The following is a 16,891-nucleotide window of genomic DNA, read 5'->3' as shown; positions in this document are numbered from 1 at the left end:
CAAGTGCTAAGTCACAAGTGCTAAGTCACACGGATCAAGCTGCACAGTCCATGTCACAATACTGTTGCCTTAGCGACCACTCATCACGCTTGATTTCATCGCATAGTCCAGCATCTTTGCCACCGTATTTGTCTGTCGCGTGACGTAGCGTTAATGAGAAAACTGGACAGCCTTCATAAAAGCCGCTGAAATCGTCATATGATAGGCTTCTTGTAACGTTATTTAACGCTAAGCAATCAGTGTTAGTACTTTCCTACTTACTAGCGTCACCAGTTAACTCGGAGCAGAAGCTATAATGACAGCGCGTTGGAAATCCTTGCCATTACGGTTACGATTGTTTATCTCGTTTGGAACGGTATTGGCACTGGCTATGTTGCTAGCGCTCTACCTGCAGGCCCGTTCACATAGCCAGGCGCGCTTGGAAAACCTGCTAAACGAAGAGCTGCCTACTCAGGTAGAGGGTCTTGCCACCCGGTTGACGCTTAGGCTTAGCCCAGCGCTAGCGTTGTCAGAAAGCCTAGCCGACAGCTATTTCATTGAGCAGTGGGTGCGCAACGGAATGCCAGACACCGACCAGCCGGACGTCATGCGCTATTTGTCACGTTTGATGGAACAGCTCGACACCGAACTGTTGTTTATCGCGGCTCAATATCAAGGGCGCGGCTACTACTTCCAGTACCGCGATGGAGAGTTTCTAGAGCGGACGCTACAAGCGCCCGGCGGCGATGATGATTGGTACTATCAGTTTACCGATAGCGATACTGCTTATAATCTAAACCTAGACAGTGATACTTTTTCACCAGAAGAAGCGTTTGTCTTTTTAAATTTCCGTAGTCGTGAACAGGCACTCAATGGCCGCCCTCTTATTGTTGCTGGTGCGGGGCTGGATCTTTCTCGATTGGCGCAGCTAATTGAAGACTTTCGACTTGGCGAAACCGGCCGCGCCGCGTTACTCAATGCGGAAGGTGAGCTACTTATTCGCAGTGACGAGACGTCACTGGCAGCGCTTCAAAGCCAGGAATCAGCCAGCCTACTGCAAGATGAAAAAGAACTTCGTGTACACGAAATCCAACGTGATAATCACACCTTTTTAGTTTCCACTCGCTGGCTACCCGAGCTGCAGCGCTACTTGATGATTGAAGTTTCTAAAGAGGAGTATTTAAGCTCCATCAGAGAACGCTTTTTGGCATCGACGGGCTTCGGGCTTGTGATCCTTTTAGGCGGGTTAATTATTTTATACCCACTTACCGGCAGCTTGATTCGCCCCTTAACTCGCCTTCAACGCCAGCTTAAAGAGATTACCAACAGCCTAGATTTATCCCGCCGTGTCAACACAGATGATCAGGCTGAAATTGGCGATTTAGCGAATCAGACTAACGAGCTGCTAGCGCGCTTATCTCGCACCATTATGGCAGTTTCCAACAACGCACTGGCACTCACTCAAGTGGCCGATCGCTTAGCGCAAACGGCGGGATTGTCGGGCATTCAAGGCGGGGACATTAGTCATGAAGCGAACCAGACGATGGCCGCCGCTGTAGAAGAAATGGCCTCGTCAGTGGCTGAGATAACCTCGACCATGGAGGAGCTTTCAACCTCATCCACACAAATCGCTGATCATTCGCAATCCGTGGTAGAGGTAGCTAATCAAACGCTTGAACGCAGCCGTAAGGGCAGCACAGCGATGCAACTGCTGCAGTCAAAAATGCAGGATATTCGCAGCGACAGCGAACAGAGCTTGACAGAAATTATGGCACTGGGCGCTAAGTCTAAACAAATCAGCAAGGTCATGGAGCTGATCAATACCCTTGCTGCGCAAACTAAACTGATTGCTTTTAATGCCGCACTAGAGGCATCAAGTGCGGGCGAGTCAGGTCGCCGTTTCTCTGTTGTTGCAAACGAAATACGTCGCTTGGCGGATAGTGTTACTGACTCAACCCAAGAGATAGAAGGCCACACCGAAGAAATTCAAAATGCGATAAATCGTTTAGTTGTCGCCTCTGAAAAGGGAGCGTCTTCGATAGAGAAAGGTGTTGAAGTCAGTGTTAATACCGCTCAAGACCTGGATGCACTACTCAAAGCGGCGAGCCAAACCAGTAGCGCAGCGCAGCAGATATCACTGTCAACCCAACAGCAGAAAACTGCTAGTAACCAGGTGGTTATTGCTTTGCGCGATATTGATACAGCCAGCTCACGTAATGCACAGTCAGTACGCAGCATTACCGAGATCAGCCAAGATATGATCAACATGTCGGCAGAGTTAAATGCGCTGGTGCAGGAGTTTACATTGGCTCAACAGGATGCAAACCACCAACGCCCTTCGTGAGGACGCTGCGATGAGTGTAATTCGGGTAGTGATGGCGGACGACAGTCAACTGGCACGTGATGTGCTGCGCGACATCCTCACCCGCGATGGCGACATTGAAATTGTTGGTGAAGCCAGCAACGGGCGTGAAGCAGTGGAACTTGCCCGCCGCTTATCGCCGCAGTTGATCACAATGGATCTGAATATGCCGGTCATGGACGGCCTCAGCGCCATTGAAGAAATTATGCATACCAAAGGGGTTCCTATCCTGGTGGTAAGCGATCGTTCTGATGCCGAAACAGCTTACCGAGCGCTCGACGTTGGCGCGTTAGAAGTGATGCCGAAGCCGACTCTTGATGATGAAGACGCACAACGACTACTCGCGCGTGTTCGGCTTCTTTCGGGAGTAGCCGTTATTACCCGCCTACGGCGCCGATCAACCTCCGCCACGCCCGTTGCGCCGGTAAACACGCCGCCTGTTGATCGCCATAATAGGCCGAAAGCATTCCAGCGTATTATCGCCATTGCTTGCTCAACCGGTGGGCCGCAGGCTCTCGCCCATTTACTTAGCAAGCTGCCGACCAACTTTCCTGCACCGGTGGTGATTGCCCAGCATATCAGCCATGGCTTTATTGAAGGCATGGCGCACTGGCTGACATCGCTCTGTTCAATGCCGGTTTGCGTTGCTCAGCATGGTGAACCGCTAAAGCCAGGCTGTATTTATCTATCGCCATCGGAACGCAACTTGCGTGTCACGCCATCCCACCGCCTTCAACTACAGCAGAGCCCAGATAATTCACTTTATCACCCCAGTTGCGATGCACTGTTAACGAGCGTAGCTGATGTTTATGGCCCAGAGGCTATTGGGGTGATCTTAACGGGCATGGGTCGTGATGGCGTTAGCGGCATGCGCGCTATTCATTTATCGGGAGGCTGTACATTTGCCCAAAACGAAGCCAGCTCGGTTATTTATGGCATGAACCAAGAAGCGGTTAGTGCCGGCGTTATCCAGCATGTTGTTTCTCTTGATGAGCTCCCTGCTAGGCTCATTCGCGAGACCCGTGAGCAACGGTTGTCTACCTGGACGAAATCGCTATGAGTTCGCTGACGCCATTCAAGGATCTGGTGCATCGCCGCTGCGGTTTGCACTTAGAGGGCCTCGCTGAAGCCCGTCTCGTTAAAGCAGTGGAGGCACTTCAAACAGACACTGATATTAACGACACCTCGAAGCTCATTGCACAACTAGAGCAAAACGAAGCGATGTTTGATCGCTTTATCAGTCAGTTAACGGTGAACGAAACCTACTTCTACCGGGAGCCCGAAGCACTCCACTGGTTAGCCGACACCTACCTCCCGCGGCGGCTGGCTGAAAAAGGTAAACCATTGGCTATTTTCAGCGCTGGATGTTCTTCAGGCGAAGAGCCTTACAGTGTTGCTATTGCGCTGCTTGAGCGCTACGGAGAGCGTGCCAAGCAACTCTTTCATATTACGGGAGGAGACGTTGATCAGCAGGTTCTTAGTAAAGCTCAAAAAGGCATTTATAGCGGCATGTCGTTTCGGGCACTGAACCCTGCGCTTAAGCACCGCTATTTTCACCCAGAGGGCAGACGCTTCAAAATAGATGATGCGCTTCGTCAGTGGGTCACCTTTTGCTCATTTAACGTATTACAGGCAAACGCTGACAAGCTTGGCCCCTTCGACGTGATCTTATTTCGCAACGTATCGATCTATTTTGACGAAGCGACCCGACGCGATATACAACGCCACCTAAAGCAACTGCTGGAACCACACGGGATTTTGATGTGCGGTGTCACAGAAACATTAGGCAACGACCTGGGCATTTTGGAACTGCATCAGGCTCAAGGAGTGTTCTTTTTCCAAGACAGCACCTTGCCCAGTGCCTTACCTGCAAATGATGAGCCACCCTATCGCGACGATCCGTTGCCAGCCCTAGCGGTGTTGTCAGAGACGCCTCCACAACCACCTGAGAATGAACCTGAGAATGAATCTGAGCACAAGCAGCCGATGACATCGTTTAACGCGGCTTTGCAGCAAGCTCATCATTTACTGAACCAGAATGCATTTTCAGAAGCAGCCGCGCTACTTTCTGACCTTCTAGTGCAACAGCCTTGGAGTGTGGATGCGTTACTGCTGGCAGGTTTAGTGGCTCGCTGGCAGCAGAACTTTGCTGACGCTTACGACTGCTTTAAGCGAGCCATTTACGTTGCTCCTGAGTGCTGGCCAGCTCACTTTTTTCAAGCTGAGCTTTTCCGACTAGGCGAGCTTAGCGATGCTCCCGGACAACGAAAGCGTGGCTATGCAGCGGTTATTCGCCTACTGGACGCGTCAAAACAGGCGGATGGTGGATTAAGTGTCATTGCGCCGCCTATTCCTCCAGGGGATGCCTACTTTTTGGCAACTCGCTATCTTGGTGCACAAGCAACGACACAGGGAGTGGGTTAATGGCACTGGATATTAAACGCTTTATTCAGCGCTTTATTGAAGAAGCGTCAGACCACTTGCCCCGGTTAAGAGAAGGTATTGAAGCGCTAGAACAAGGCGATACCCATCAAGAACGTATCAATGAGCTGTTTCGTGCGGCACATACGCTGAAAGGCTCTTCGCGTATGCTGAAACTGACGCCCATTACGGCGATCGCTCACAGTACAGAGGAGCTGCTAAGCGCACTACGCGATGGGACACAAACCGCTTCACCTGATGTCACGAGCCTCCTTAATCAAGCCACGGACGCGCTGTCTGACCTAGTTAGCCAACTTGCCCAAGGCGTTTCTCCAGCAGAGCTAGCGGAAGCCGACAATCAGCTTTGCCAAGCCCTGGAAAACACCGCGGCGGGAAAGCCGCCCCCCGCTCTCCCTCCTAAAACAACCGTATCCGAGGACGATAAAGCAGAGAACGCAGCCCTCAACGCTGCACCACCGGCAATGAAAAGCCCTGCTCTTCCGGCTCAAGAGCTACGCTTAACAGACACGGTACGCGTGCGTCTTGACCGCCTAGATGACGTTATTCGCCTGATGGGGGAAGTGTTATCAGGGCACCACCATCTGCACTCACTCGTAGAACAGGCACGCAGCCTTGGCGCCTCGTTACCCAAACATCAGCAGGCCCCCTTTAACGCTTTTAGCCGCGAGCTGAAGGACAGCGTGCTTTCCCACGACGGTCTAATGAGCGATCTCCATGACCGAGCTCTGCAAATGCGCATGCTGCCGCTGAGCGTGGTGTTTGACCCCTTATCGCAAATGGCCAGAGACCTTGCCCATTCGCTAGGCAAACAAGTCAATTGCCGTGTTCACGGCAGTGAGATTGAGCTGGACCGACAGATGATAGATCGCCTCTCGGACCCGCTCATTCATCTACTGCGGAATGCGTTAGATCATGGCCTGGAAACACCCAGTGAGCGACAGGCAACAGGCAAGCCTATACGGGGGCAGTTATCGCTAGAGGCCTGGCAAGACGGCAGCTGGGTAGTGATTGAAATGCGTGACGACGGCGCGGGTATTTCCCTAGATGCGGTCCGGCACAAGGCACTCTCCAAGCAACTACTCAGTGAAGAGCTGCTGCTTACCCTAACCGAGCAGGAAACCTTAGAACTTATTTTCCTACCCGGCTTCTCAACCAAACCCCTGATTACCGACTTTTCAGGTCGTGGCGTGGGGATGGATGTCGTCAAACGTACGGTCATTGACGAGCTCAACGGTGATTTACGTCTAACCAGCCATCCAGGCAAAGGTACCTGTTTTACCCTACGCCTGCCTTTATCGCTAGCCATGATGCGCGTTCTCCTGATCAACGTGGGCGCTGTCACGCTAGGTGTAACAGCACCTTATGTGTCAGAGCTTGTAGAGCATGCATCAACGGACTTTATTGATGCTGCTGGGCAAAAAACACTGATCTTGCGCAACGAGTTCGTGCCGGTCGTTTCACTAGCGGAATTATTAGACTTACCCTATACGCCCACTGATGCTGACAACTTACTGTTACTTGTCGTACATCAACGTCATCAAAAACTTGCGCTAATTATTGATGACTTGGTGGATGAACGCGATATGGTAATTAAGCCGTTGCCCGCGCATTTACGCCATTTACCACTGGTTTCTGGCATGGTCACGCTAGGGCGCAATACGCTGGTTAGCCTATTACACGTGCCGACGCTGCTGGAACACTCGCGCCGCTATGCCCCGAAAGCGCTAGCTAAAACGGATCAACCGCCCCAGACACATCGTATACTCGTCGTCGATGACTCTCTGAACACCCGAGAAATTGAAAAAGATGTATTAGAAGCTTGGGGATATCAGGTCACCCTGGCAGAAAATGGCCGTGATGGTCTGAATAAAGCCTTAGCTGACTCGTTTGATGCAGTGCTCACCGATGTTGAAATGCCTGTCATGGATGGCTTTGCGCTCACTGCGAGTCTGCGAGAAAATGAGATTTATCGTTATAAGCCGATTATCATTATCACATCACGAGAAAAAGAAGCAGATCGTCGGCGCGGCATTGAAGTAGGCGCCGATGCGTATATTGTCAAAGGTAGCTTTGATCAGAACAATTTGGTGGATACGCTAAAAGCGCTACTCGGCTGAGCATGCGCCAGGACGGAGGTTAATCATGCAAATATTGGTCGTAGATGACGACCCGTTGGCCTGTGAAATGACAGCAACGCTGCTAGAGTTCCAGGGCTATACAACGGTCATGGCCAATGATGCCATGGAGGCCACACAGCTGTTAGATAGCTTGGACAGTATCGCGCTTATTGTTAGCGACATGCATATGCCGCTCATCAATGGGGTAGAGTTCTTGGAAATGCTGCGTGAACAAGACGTTACTTTGCCTTTTATTTTGCTCACTGGCGACTCACCTAGTTCAACCCTTATGCAGACGCCTGGTTTAAACGCCTGCCTGCAAAAAGATGCGGAGCTAGAATCCACGTTAGGCAATGCCGTGACTCAAGCGCTCAACGGTTGAACGTTTGCCATTTGCATTACAGCGCACCGTTCGCTCACATGAACAGGTAGTCTGATGTCACCATCTGCCCCGACATTGCAACAAAAGCTGAACCAGCTGCGCCAACGCTTTATTGAACAGCTACCAGCACGTTTACAGAAAACCACAACAAAGTGGCAACAAAGCCGGCTTTCAACGGAGGCAGAGTCGCGCCTAGCCCCGGAGCTTCACCGCTTTTTCCATAGCTTAAAAGGTACCGGTCGCTCATTGGGCTTTGAACGAATTGCCATGTTGGCAGATCAAGGCGAAGAGCTACTCAAGGCGGCGCCTGCTTCTGCTGACCATGCCTTTGATGACCAGGCTGTTAATGACATAAACAGCCTGATTCCTCAGCTTTTTCAGCAGCTCAGTGAAGAGATTGAGTACCTACAGTCCCAACATGGCCAGCAAACAGTGCTGGCATCACTCAACAGCGTTGAATTTTCATCAGTTGCACCTCAAACACGCAGCAAACGTCAGCGGCTTATTTATTTATGTGACGATGAGCCCGACCAAGTCGGCCAGTTGCTACATCATCTTCGCTGTTTTGGGCATGAAGTGGTTCATTTTGAAGACACCGAGTCGTTTTTTAATGCGGTTCTTACCCGCCGCCCCGACGCGATCATCATGGATGTACAGTTTCCGCAAGGTAACACTGCGGGTACTGAAACGCTGACCAGCCTGAATAAATTAATCGGAGAGCGGTTGCCCTCCATCGTACTGTCGTCCTACGGTGACTTTTATTCACGACTGAGCGCTGTTCGAGCTGGCTGTAATGGGTACTTTACCAAGCCCATTAAGCCACTGGATTTAATGTTAGCTATTGACGAGCTCACTAGCCCCTTGGATGAAGAACCGCTGCGCGTGTTGGTAGTCGATGATGAACCCGACGCTGCCACCTACCACTCATTGATGCTTGAAGAAGCCGGTATGATTGTTCAGCAGGTGCACCACCCTGCTGACGCGCTAAGCGCCTTGGACCGCTTTAGCCCTGACTTACTGTTAATTGATATGTATATGCCGGTATGTTCTGGTGAAGAGCTAGCGACGATTATTCGCCAGCAATCCGCGCATATTGGCCTGCCCATTATTTATCTATCTAGCGAAACAGACAGCCAAAAGCAGCTATTGGCCATGACGGCAGGCGTAGAAGCCTTTATTACCAAGCCAGTTACCCCTGACGAGCTAGTGTCTGCGGTACGGCTTCGTGCCGAACGCCTGCATCTACTGCGCTCGCTGATGACCCAGGACAGCATGACAGGGCTTTATAACCATAGCACCACGACGGATCTTATCGGTAAAACACTCGCTCAGGCATATCGTGAAGGTAGCCAACATGCGATGGCCATGCTCGACATTGACCATTTTAAAACGGTCAATGATACCTACGGCCACCTGGCAGGTGACCAGGTCATTATCACGCTAGCACGGCTGCTAAAAACCCGCTTGCGCATATCCGATATCATCGGGCGTTATGGCGGTGAAGAGTTTGTCGTATTGCTAAAAGGGGTCACCGCAAAGCGCGCAGCCGAACTTATTGACGAACTGCGCCACGATTTCGAACAGGTAGATTTTCATGCTGGCGGAGAGCGCTTTCGCTGTACCTTCAGTGCAGGCATTAGCAGTTTCCCCAGCCAGCCTTCCACCGAAGCGTTACGCTTAAGCGCGGACCAAGCACTTTACCTAGCGAAACGACAGGGGCGTAATCAAGTAGTCATTAGTAACGAGAGCGACGCAAAAGGAAAAGCACAACCGCAGCAACCCAGTGTGAAAAAACAATGACCAACACCCATCAGCAGCGTGACAACCAGTCTCTCTCTCTCGAGGAGGCACTAGCACGTCAGAGTAACGATGACACGATTATTGACGTGGACGAACCTTGCCAGCAGTTGGTGTTATTTCGCCTGGCAGAGCAACGGTTCGCCTTGCCAGGCAGTGCGGTCAATGAGATTTTGAATGGTGATCAACCGGTTTATTTCGTGCCTGGCTTGCCTGCTTCTACGGAAGGTGTGATTCACTTGCGCGGCAACATTGAATCGGTGGTGACCCTACAGGCACTTCTCGGCCTCCCCCCGGCGGAACAAACGGGCATGCTATTAGTCGTGACCGCCGCGGGCATTCGCAGCGCTGTTCGTATCGATTATTTAGAGGATGTTTGCGAAATCCCAACCAGCGCACTAAAACCCGCACCGGACACCCTCTCCAGCCAATTGATGCCTTATGTGAGTGCCCTCTGGCAACCTGATATAACGCCAGCAGAGAGTGGCGAAAAAGAAACTAACGGCGATTCTGTAGAAGGCAGCGCGGCCATTGCCCTGCTGGACCCAGATGCTTTATTCAACGCCTATCAACAAGGCCTAGGATAAGCCCATGGCTATTGGCGCGCCGAATCACTCCTTAGACGCAGCGTCCCACGTTGCTTTAGTGTTATTTAGTGCTGGCCATACGCTCGCCGCCATCGAAGCACGCCACGTCGCGGGGTTAGCGAAATCGGCCCACCTACCGCGTTGCGCGAATGCCGAGTACCTGTTGCTTAACGCGCCATTGTTGAGCGTAGCCCCTACCCACTGGCTAACCCTTCAGGATGCCAACGGCGCTTGGCAGCTAGGCGTTACTGGCGACGTCGTCTTAGCTCACACACCGATAACGGAGCTGTTTCCATTACCTTCTTTAATTGCCGCACGCCACGTCAGCCCCGCCCTACGAGGCTTAACGATGGCCAACCAAACGGTACGTTTGTTATTTGATGGCGCAGCGCTTGACCCAGCGCTAACGCTGCAACCATAAACAGCGAACCAACGTGCCTTTTTCTACCTGCTGGTGTGGGTCAATCACCGCTAACGCATCTGCACTAATACAGGATGACAGCACGCCTGAGTTTTGGTCTTCAAACGCATCGGCGATAATGCCCGCTTCGCTAAAACGCAGCGCAACACGCATATAGTGCTGGCGTGGGCCGGTCTGAGTAGTGAAGTTAGCGGAGGCCGTCAGCGTAGGTAAGGCGTTCAACGCCGAACACCCCAGTAACGCACCCATCAACGGTCGTAAAAACAACCACGCGCCCACAAACCCAGAAACAGGGTTACCCGGCAGTCCTACAAAGCGCGCCTCACTGCCGTCTTGGCGTGGCAAACGGCCCAGCGCCAGCGGCTTTCCTGGGCGAATCGCCAGCTTCCACATATCTAACTGGCCTAGCGATTCCAGCGCGGCTTTGACGTGGTCTTCTTCGCCCACGCTAACGCCACCGGTGCTAACAACGACATCGGCGACGGATGCGGCTTGAGTTAATAGCTTGACCGTTTGGGCATAATCGTCAGGCACACTAACCAGTTGCTCGACCTCAGCACCAAAGTTCTCCAACAAGCGCTTAAGCATCGGCCGATTGGAGTTATACAGTTGACCTGGCTTTAACGGCGTGCCTGGATCAACGATCTCATCGCCGGTCGACAGTAGCGCTATGCGAGGGCGACGGCGCACGCTAACGTGGGTAACCCCTTGACCGGCCAGATGCCCTAACGCGGCAGCTTCCAAGCATTCACCAGCAGGCAGCAGTAACTCACCTCGACGCACATCACGACCCTGGCGGCGCACGTTATCACCTACCGGTAGCGCATCCGGCATCAGTGCCTGGTTCCCCTCCTGAGTCACCCGCTCTTGCATCACCACACAGTCGGCCCCTGGGGGGATCTCACCGCCGGTAAAAATCCGTGCGCAACTGCCTTCCATCAGCGGCGCTGCCGGGCTGCCTGCCGCAATACGCTGGCTGATAGGCAGCCACTTGCCCGCATCACTAGCACGCAGGGCATAGCCATCCATTGCGCTATTATCAAACGGCGGTACGTCTAACTGAGCGGTAACAGCTTCGGCCAGCACGCGCCCAGCAGCGTCCTCAAGCGGTATACACTCTGCACCGAGTTGCGTGATATCTGCTAACAGCGCTTCAAGCGCGGCACTTATCGGCTGTAGCTCAGCCATGCTGCCCCCGGCCTGGGATGACCAGGTTGGCGAAATTACAAGGCTTATGACGGCTATCGAGCTGCTCGGCCAGAATGCCGTCCCAACCAGTACGGCAGGCGCCGGTTGAACCCGGTAGACAGAAAACGACCGTAGCGTTGGCTAAGCCACCGAGGCAACGGCTCTGAATGGTCGAACTACCAATCTCATCGCCGCTCAGTTGGCGAAAACGCTCGCCAAAGCCTTCGATACGCTTATCCAGCAGTACCGATACAGCCTCCGGCGTCGAGTCTCGGCCAGTAAAACCTGTACCGCCCGTGGTAATCACTACCTGTACATTTGCGTCGGCAATCCACTGGGCGACTACCGCACGAATTTGGTAGACGTCATCCGGCACGATGCGTTTCTCTGCCAGGGTGTGCCCAGCCTCGGTTAAACGCTGCACCAGCGCTTGGCCGGAGCGGTCAGTCTCATCCGTACGTGTATCAGATATGGTCAACACCGCTATTTTCAAGGATTCCATGCTATCCATGGACTTACTCCTTGGCTGTTTTCTGAGCTTGGCGAGCATCTAGAGCCGCCAACTGCTCGGGCGTTGCGGCACCCTGGTAGTGAGCTTTCCATTCACTGTAGGGCATTCCATAGACATATTCCCGGGCAGCCTCATAGTCCAGCGTTTTACCCTGTTCGTCTGCCGCCGTTACGAGCCATTTAGACAGGCAGTTACGACAAAAATCCGCCAGAATCATCAGATCGATGTTCTGCACATCCTTATTGTCGTCTAAATGTTGTAACAAACGACGAAACGCGGCGGCTTCTAGTTCCGTACGCGTCGTTTGGTCTAATTCATTAAACGATGACATTGGCGATCCTCTTATCAAGTGGCTTGAGAGCAGCATAACAAAAGACACCGCCCGAAGGCGGTGTCGAGTGGCAATTAAGCGAACCGGCTAGCTAGGTTTGGTAGCGGAAACATCGCCACTACTGCTGCCCGTTTTTTGTGCCGCGATTTCCTCTTCGCTCATAGCTGTATCTTTGACCTCCTCGTACCACAAGTTGTGGTGCTCTTTGGCCCAGGTTTCATCGACATAGCCAGTGGTCATACCTTCCAGTGAGCCTTCCGTACCAACAGTACCAATATAGATATGGCCCAGCGCGACAGCCGTTAGACCAAGCGCACCCACCGCATGGATGATGTTGGCCCACTGCATGGTATCGCGGCCTTGGCCATAGTTGGGGAAGTCGAGCACAAAACCACTCGCGATCACCACCAAGCCAGCAGTGGCTAATAGCCAGTACCACGCTTTTTCGCCACCGTTGGCAAAACCCGCGTCAGGATGGTGCTTGCCTGTTAATCCACCTGCCTTTTTAAACCATACCCAGTCATGCTTCTTAGGAATATTGTCTTTCAGCAAGCTAATTAACAGTACAACGAGTAGCACACCGAATATCGGGCCAAGATAGTTATGCAGCACTTTGGAAGCTGAAATCATCCATGCCCAGACGGCGTCGCCAAACAGCGTGCGGAACACAAACTTACCAAACAGCAAATTCAACCCTGTTAACGCCAAGGTGATAAACAGGGTGGCAACGGTCCAGTGCAGCGAACGCATTAGCAACGACCAGCGAAAAAGCTTACGTCCTGTGCGCGGCTCATCAAGATGTTTGCGCCCAACCATAAAGTAGAACAGCGCAATCACCACGATCATCCCGCCAATCGCAATCAAACCAAACGGCGACACCCAACGGTTTCGGATCTGCCGCCAAGTTTCGCCACTTGAATTGATCAGATTGTAGTTACTGTCAAAACGCGAGTCGCGATAGTTAGGCCCTGTTTCACCACTGCGCACCTGGCGCCACTGATCTGCACTAATACCTGGAGCAGCGGTCACCATCTCGTGGTCTGTGTCAGCCTGGGCAACCGCTAGTTGGGACATGCCAAGGCTGGCAGCCAGCAGCAGTAACAGAATGCCGATACGCCAACAGCGCTGGAAAAACGCCCTTACCCAGAACGCTAGCGCAGGCGCCTCTGGTGTCATTGTGGTCGTGGTCATCGTTGTCATGACACGCCTCCTTACCCTTTACGGGCAGCATCGTAGGCAAGGTTGTCAGTACTGGCCTGGGGGTTATTCGACCAAGCACCATCTTTATGGCCACGATGGACGACACGCTGACGGAAGATATCGGCAACATCTTGCGCATCACCCGCTAGAAGGGCTTTGGTAGAGCACATTTCCGCACATAGCGGCAGCTTACCTTCCGCGATGCGATTGGAGCCGTACTTCTCGTACTCCTCCTCTTTGCTCTCGGCGGGGCCGCCTGCACAGAATGTGCACTTGTCCATTTTTCCGCGCTCGCCAAATGCATTTTGTTGTGGAAACTGCGGTGCGCCAAAGGGGCACGCATAAAGGCAGTAGCCACAACCAATGCACAGGTCTTTATCGTGCAGCACGATGCCATCATCGGTTTTATAGAAGCAGTCAGTCGGACATACCGCCATGCATGGCGCATCGTCGCAATGCATACAAGCCACTGAAATCGACATCTCATCCGCTTCGCCGTCGTTAAGTGTGACCACCCGGCGACGCTGGATACCCCACTCTACATCGTTGGCATTTTTACAGGCGGTGACACAGCCGTTGCACTCGATGCAGCGCTCGGCGTCACACATAAATTTCATTTGAGCCATGGTGTTCTCCTCTCACCAGCGCGAGCATTTACCCGCGCTGGGCTCTGTCAGGTCGGTCGAGACGTTTATTGGCTTAAGCCCGCTCAATTCGGCAGATGGTGCACTTTGTTTCCTGCATCAGTGTCACCGGGTCATAGCCATAGGTGGTGGCTGTGTTAGCCGCCTCACCAATGACGTACGGGGCAGACCCGTCCGGATAACGATCCCGCAAGCTCTCGCCCTGGAACATGCCGCCAAAGTGGAACGGCATAAAGGCAACCTTGCGATCAACCCGAGGCGTGACCAAGGCTTTCACCTTCACTCGGCCACCTTCAGCACCTTCAACCCATACGTCGTCGCCATCACGTACGCCAATGTCATTAGCATCCGCGGGGTTCATCTCGACAAACATCTCTTGCTGTAGCTCGGCCAGCCACGACATCGAGCGTGTTTCTTCACCGCCTCCCTCGTATTCGACCAATCGACCCGATGTGAGAATAATCGGATAATCGGCGCTGTTATCGCGATCCTGGATGGTTTTGTACATCGTAGGCAGGCGCATAATTGAGTCAAAGTCGTCCCAGGTGGGATAGCGTTCGACCAGGTCGCGACGGGTGGTGTATAGCGGCTCGCGGTGTTTCGGCACTGCATCTGGGAAGGTCCATACCACGGCGCGCGCTTTCGCGTTGCCATAAGGTGCGCAACCACGACCAATCGCCACCCGCTGGATACCGCCTGAGAGGTCGGTTTTCCAGTTTTTACCTTCCGCGGCCGTTTTCTCAACGTCAGTAAGGTCATCCCACCAACCGAGGTCTTTAAGCAGTTGGTCGGTAAACTCGGGGTAGCCGTCATCAATCTCGCCACCTACTGGCGCAGAGCCCTCAGCCAGCAAATTAACGCCGTCGCGCTCAATACCAAAACGGGCACGGAAACCCATACCGCCTTCCATTACCGGCACGCTGGTGTCATAGAGGTTGGGTGAGCCAGGGTGATTAAACTCTGGTGTGCCCCAGCACGGCCACGGTAGCCCGTAGTAATCACCATCGGCAGGGCCACCTTGGGCACGCAAGTTCTGAAAGCTGAAAGTATGCCAGTTTTTCTGGTGCTCTTTGAGGCGCTCGGGGCTTTGGCCGGTGTAGCCAACAGTCCACATACCACGGTTGATTTCACGCAACACGTCATCAATCAGAGGCTCGTTGCCGTTCATCTCAAAGTTCTTCACGAACTCATTACCAAAGCCAAGCTTGTTGGCAAATAGGTACATAATTTCGTGATCAGGCTTTGATTCAAATAGCGGCTCAATGACTTTGTCGCGCCACTGAATAGAGCGGTTGGTTGCCGTCACGCTGCCAGTAGTTTCAAACTGGGTCGCTGCAGGCAGCAGATAAACACCATCAGAGCGGTCATGCATCACCGAGGCAACCGTGGGATAAGGGTCAACAATGACCATCATCTCGAGCTTCTGCATGGCTTTTTGCATTTCCACTCCGCGGGTTTGCGAGTTGACCGCGTGCCCCCAGTAGAACATCGCTTTTAGCGCGGTGCGCTGGGAGATATTTTCATCCTCTTCCAGCACACCGTCTACCCAGCGGGATACGGTAATACCGCTGGAGTACATCGGCTTTCCATCAGCGTACTCGGTATCGTCAAAGCGGCCTTTTAGCCACTCATAATCGACATTCCACACCTGGGACCAGTGCTGCCATGCGCCTTCAGCCAAACCGTAATAGCCCGGTAACGAGTCACAGCCAAGGCCGAGGTCGGTAGCCCCCTGTACGTTATCGTGGCCCCGCAAAATGTTGGCACCACCACCGGACTTACCAATATTGCCCAGCGCCAGCTCTAGAATGCAGTACGCGCGGGTGTTGTTATTACCAGTGGTGTGCTGGGTACCGCCCATACACCAGACCACGCAGCCCGGACGATTGTCAGCAAGCCGTTTAGCCACATCGAACATGTCCGCTTCCGGTACGCCAGTAATGTCTTCTACGACACTCGGGGTGAACTGAGCCACCTCTGCACGCACCTCATCCATACCGTAAACACGCTGGCTGATATACTCACTGTCTTCCCAGCCGTTCTCAAAGATGTGCCACAACAAGCCCCAAATATAAGCAACGTCCGAGCCAGGGCGCAGGCGTACGTATTTATTGGCTTTTGCTGCGGTGCGCGTAAAGCGCGGATCCGCGACGATGATGTCGCAGTTATTACGCTCTTTAGCAATGAGAATATGCTGCATCGCGACCGGGTGAGCTTCACTCGGGTTGGAGCCGATAAACAGAATCGCCTTGCTGTTCTGCATATCATTGAGCGAGTTGGTCATCGCCCCGTAACCCCAGGTGTTAGCAACACCTGCCACGGTGGTGGAGTGACAAATTCGCGCTTGGTGATCTGTGTTGTTGGTGCCCCACATGGAGGCCAGCTTGCGCATCAAATACGCCTGCTCGTTATTAAACTTGGCCGACCCGAGCCAGTAAACACTGTCTGGTCCGTGGGCTTCACGCAGTTCAAGCAGCTTGTCGCCTATTTCATTAACCGCGTCGTCCCAACTCAGTCGCTGCCATTCACCAGCCACTAGCTTCATGGGGTATTTTAGGCGACGGGTGGAGTGACCGTGCTGGCGTAGCGAGGCCCCTTTGGCACAATGCGCACCGCGGTTAATCGGGTGATCAAAAGCGGGCTCTTGTTTTGTCCAAATGCCTTCTTGAACTTCTGCATAGACACCACAGCCCACCGAACAGTGGGAACAAATGGTTCGCTTGGTTTCAACGGGTGAGTCTAATACGGGAGTTTTATTCGCCGACTCGGCGCGCTGCATCATCGGCGCGCCCATAAAGCCCGCAGCTGCGACGCCACCGGTGGCGACGCCACTACGCTTTAAAAATTGACGACGGGAGATTCCAAGCCCTGAAGCGTTGGGAGTATTAGTTTTGCGAGTTAGACGCATGGCAGTTCTCCTGGCATTTCGC

General features: G+C 53.1%; 14 protein-coding genes. 8 read left to right on the top strand and 6 right to left on the bottom strand.

Annotated features, from left to right (window positions below; translation table 11 throughout):
• Nucleotides 1-295 precede the first annotated feature (295 nt).
• Genes JFC11_RS09795 through JFC11_RS09760 form a run of 8 tightly spaced genes read left to right on the top strand, consistent with a single transcriptional unit; the run spans nt 296 to nt 10,087 of the window.
• Entirely contained in the window at nt 296-2,323 is a 2,028-nt protein-coding gene (locus JFC11_RS09795) for a methyl-accepting chemotaxis protein (protein WP_038478542.1), read from the top strand.
• A gap of 10 nt (nt 2,324-2,333) precedes the next feature.
• A complete protein-coding gene (cheB, locus tag JFC11_RS09790; protein WP_038486297.1) occupies nt 2,334-3,401 on the top strand; it encodes a chemotaxis-specific protein-glutamate methyltransferase CheB in 1,068 nt (355 codons plus the stop codon).
• Nucleotides 3,398-4,765, top strand: a complete 1,368-nt coding sequence (locus JFC11_RS09785) for a CheR family methyltransferase (RefSeq protein WP_198349463.1) — start codon at nt 3,398-3,400, stop codon at nt 4,763-4,765. The genes cheB and JFC11_RS09785 overlap by 4 nt, the downstream gene beginning before the upstream one ends.
• The gene (locus tag JFC11_RS09780) at nt 4,765-6,900 is read left to right on the top strand and encodes a hybrid sensor histidine kinase/response regulator (protein ID WP_198349462.1); all 2,136 of its coding nucleotides are present in this window, start codon (nt 4,765-4,767) and stop codon (nt 6,898-6,900) included. The genes JFC11_RS09785 and JFC11_RS09780 overlap by 1 nt, the downstream gene beginning before the upstream one ends.
• A gap of 25 nt (nt 6,901-6,925) precedes the next feature.
• On the top strand, nt 6,926-7,282 hold the full coding sequence (locus tag JFC11_RS09775) for a response regulator (RefSeq protein ID WP_198349461.1): 357 nt from the start codon (nt 6,926-6,928) through the stop codon (nt 7,280-7,282).
• Nucleotides 7,283-7,336: 54 nt separating this feature from the next.
• Complete coding sequence (locus JFC11_RS09770; protein ID WP_198349460.1) at nt 7,337-9,082, top strand: diguanylate cyclase; 1,746 nt, start codon at nt 7,337-7,339, stop codon at nt 9,080-9,082.
• A complete protein-coding gene (locus JFC11_RS09765; RefSeq protein ID WP_198349455.1) occupies nt 9,079-9,666 on the top strand; it encodes a chemotaxis protein CheW in 588 nt (195 codons plus the stop codon). The genes JFC11_RS09770 and JFC11_RS09765 overlap by 4 nt, the downstream gene beginning before the upstream one ends.
• Nucleotides 9,667-9,670: 4 nt before the next feature.
• Nucleotides 9,671-10,087 (top strand): hypothetical protein, encoded by a 417-nt coding sequence (locus JFC11_RS09760; RefSeq protein WP_051626365.1) that lies wholly within the window; start codon nt 9,671-9,673, stop codon nt 10,085-10,087.
• Here the strand turns inward: JFC11_RS09760 and JFC11_RS09755 are convergent.
• The 6 genes from JFC11_RS09755 to JFC11_RS09730 form a co-directional block, all read right to left on the bottom strand.
• A complete protein-coding gene (locus tag JFC11_RS09755; protein ID WP_198349454.1) occupies nt 10,070-11,275 on the bottom strand; it encodes a molybdopterin molybdotransferase MoeA in 1,206 nt (401 codons plus the stop codon). The two genes, JFC11_RS09760 and JFC11_RS09755, sit on opposite strands and share 18 nt — an antisense overlap.
• A complete protein-coding gene (moaB, locus tag JFC11_RS09750; protein ID WP_038478562.1) occupies nt 11,268-11,786 on the bottom strand; it encodes a molybdenum cofactor biosynthesis protein B in 519 nt (172 codons plus the stop codon). The genes JFC11_RS09755 and moaB overlap by 8 nt, the downstream gene beginning before the upstream one ends.
• A 4-nt stretch (nt 11,787-11,790) precedes the next feature.
• Nucleotides 11,791-12,117, bottom strand: a complete 327-nt coding sequence (locus tag JFC11_RS09745; protein WP_038478565.1) for a DUF1244 domain-containing protein — start codon at nt 12,115-12,117, stop codon at nt 11,791-11,793.
• An 87-nt stretch (nt 12,118-12,204) separates the two neighbouring features.
• Entirely contained in the window at nt 12,205-13,317 is a 1,113-nt protein-coding gene (locus JFC11_RS09740; RefSeq protein ID WP_038478569.1) for a formate dehydrogenase subunit gamma, read from the bottom strand.
• A gap of 11 nt (nt 13,318-13,328) precedes the next feature.
• The gene (gene fdh3B / locus JFC11_RS09735) at nt 13,329-13,943 is read right to left on the bottom strand and encodes a formate dehydrogenase FDH3 subunit beta (RefSeq protein WP_009722867.1); all 615 of its coding nucleotides are present in this window, start codon (nt 13,941-13,943) and stop codon (nt 13,329-13,331) included.
• A 73-nt stretch (nt 13,944-14,016) separates the two neighbouring features.
• Nucleotides 14,017-16,869, bottom strand: coding sequence for a molybdopterin-dependent oxidoreductase (locus tag JFC11_RS09730; protein ID WP_038478575.1), 2,853 nt, complete (start codon nt 16,867-16,869; stop codon nt 14,017-14,019).
• Nucleotides 16,870-16,891: the final 22 nt, after the last annotated feature.

The sequence above is a fragment of the Vreelandella alkaliphila genome, assembly GCF_016107625.1.
Classification (GTDB): Bacteria; Pseudomonadota; Gammaproteobacteria; order Pseudomonadales; family Halomonadaceae; genus Vreelandella; species Vreelandella alkaliphila.
This window is presented reverse-complemented; position numbering and strand designations above follow the sequence as displayed.

Coding starts and splice junctions, on each gene's coding strand:
- JFC11_RS09780 (WP_198349462.1), top strand. CDS start 4,765: ATGGCACTGGATATTAAACGCTTTATTCAGCGCTTTATTGAAGAAGCG.
- JFC11_RS09745 (WP_038478565.1), bottom strand. CDS start 12,117: ATGTCATCGTTTAATGAATTAGACCAAACGACGCGTACGGAACTAGAA.
- cheB (WP_038486297.1), top strand. CDS start 2,334: ATGAGTGTAATTCGGGTAGTGATGGCGGACGACAGTCAACTGGCACGT.
- JFC11_RS09730 (WP_038478575.1), bottom strand. CDS start 16,869: ATGCGTCTAACTCGCAAAACTAATACTCCCAACGCTTCAGGGCTTGGA.
- JFC11_RS09740 (WP_038478569.1), bottom strand. CDS start 13,317: ATGACAACGATGACCACGACCACAATGACACCAGAGGCGCCTGCGCTA.
- JFC11_RS09775 (WP_198349461.1), top strand. CDS start 6,926: ATGCAAATATTGGTCGTAGATGACGACCCGTTGGCCTGTGAAATGACA.
- JFC11_RS09760 (WP_051626365.1), top strand. CDS start 9,671: ATGGCTATTGGCGCGCCGAATCACTCCTTAGACGCAGCGTCCCACGTT.
- JFC11_RS09785 (WP_198349463.1), top strand. CDS start 3,398: ATGAGTTCGCTGACGCCATTCAAGGATCTGGTGCATCGCCGCTGCGGT.
- moaB (WP_038478562.1), bottom strand. CDS start 11,786: ATGGATAGCATGGAATCCTTGAAAATAGCGGTGTTGACCATATCTGAT.
- JFC11_RS09770 (WP_198349460.1), top strand. CDS start 7,337: ATGTCACCATCTGCCCCGACATTGCAACAAAAGCTGAACCAGCTGCGC.
- JFC11_RS09755 (WP_198349454.1), bottom strand. CDS start 11,275: ATGGCTGAGCTACAGCCGATAAGTGCCGCGCTTGAAGCGCTGTTAGCA.
- fdh3B (WP_009722867.1), bottom strand. CDS start 13,943: ATGGCTCAAATGAAATTTATGTGTGACGCCGAGCGCTGCATCGAGTGC.
- JFC11_RS09765 (WP_198349455.1), top strand. CDS start 9,079: ATGACCAACACCCATCAGCAGCGTGACAACCAGTCTCTCTCTCTCGAG.
- JFC11_RS09795 (WP_038478542.1), top strand. CDS start 296: ATGACAGCGCGTTGGAAATCCTTGCCATTACGGTTACGATTGTTTATC.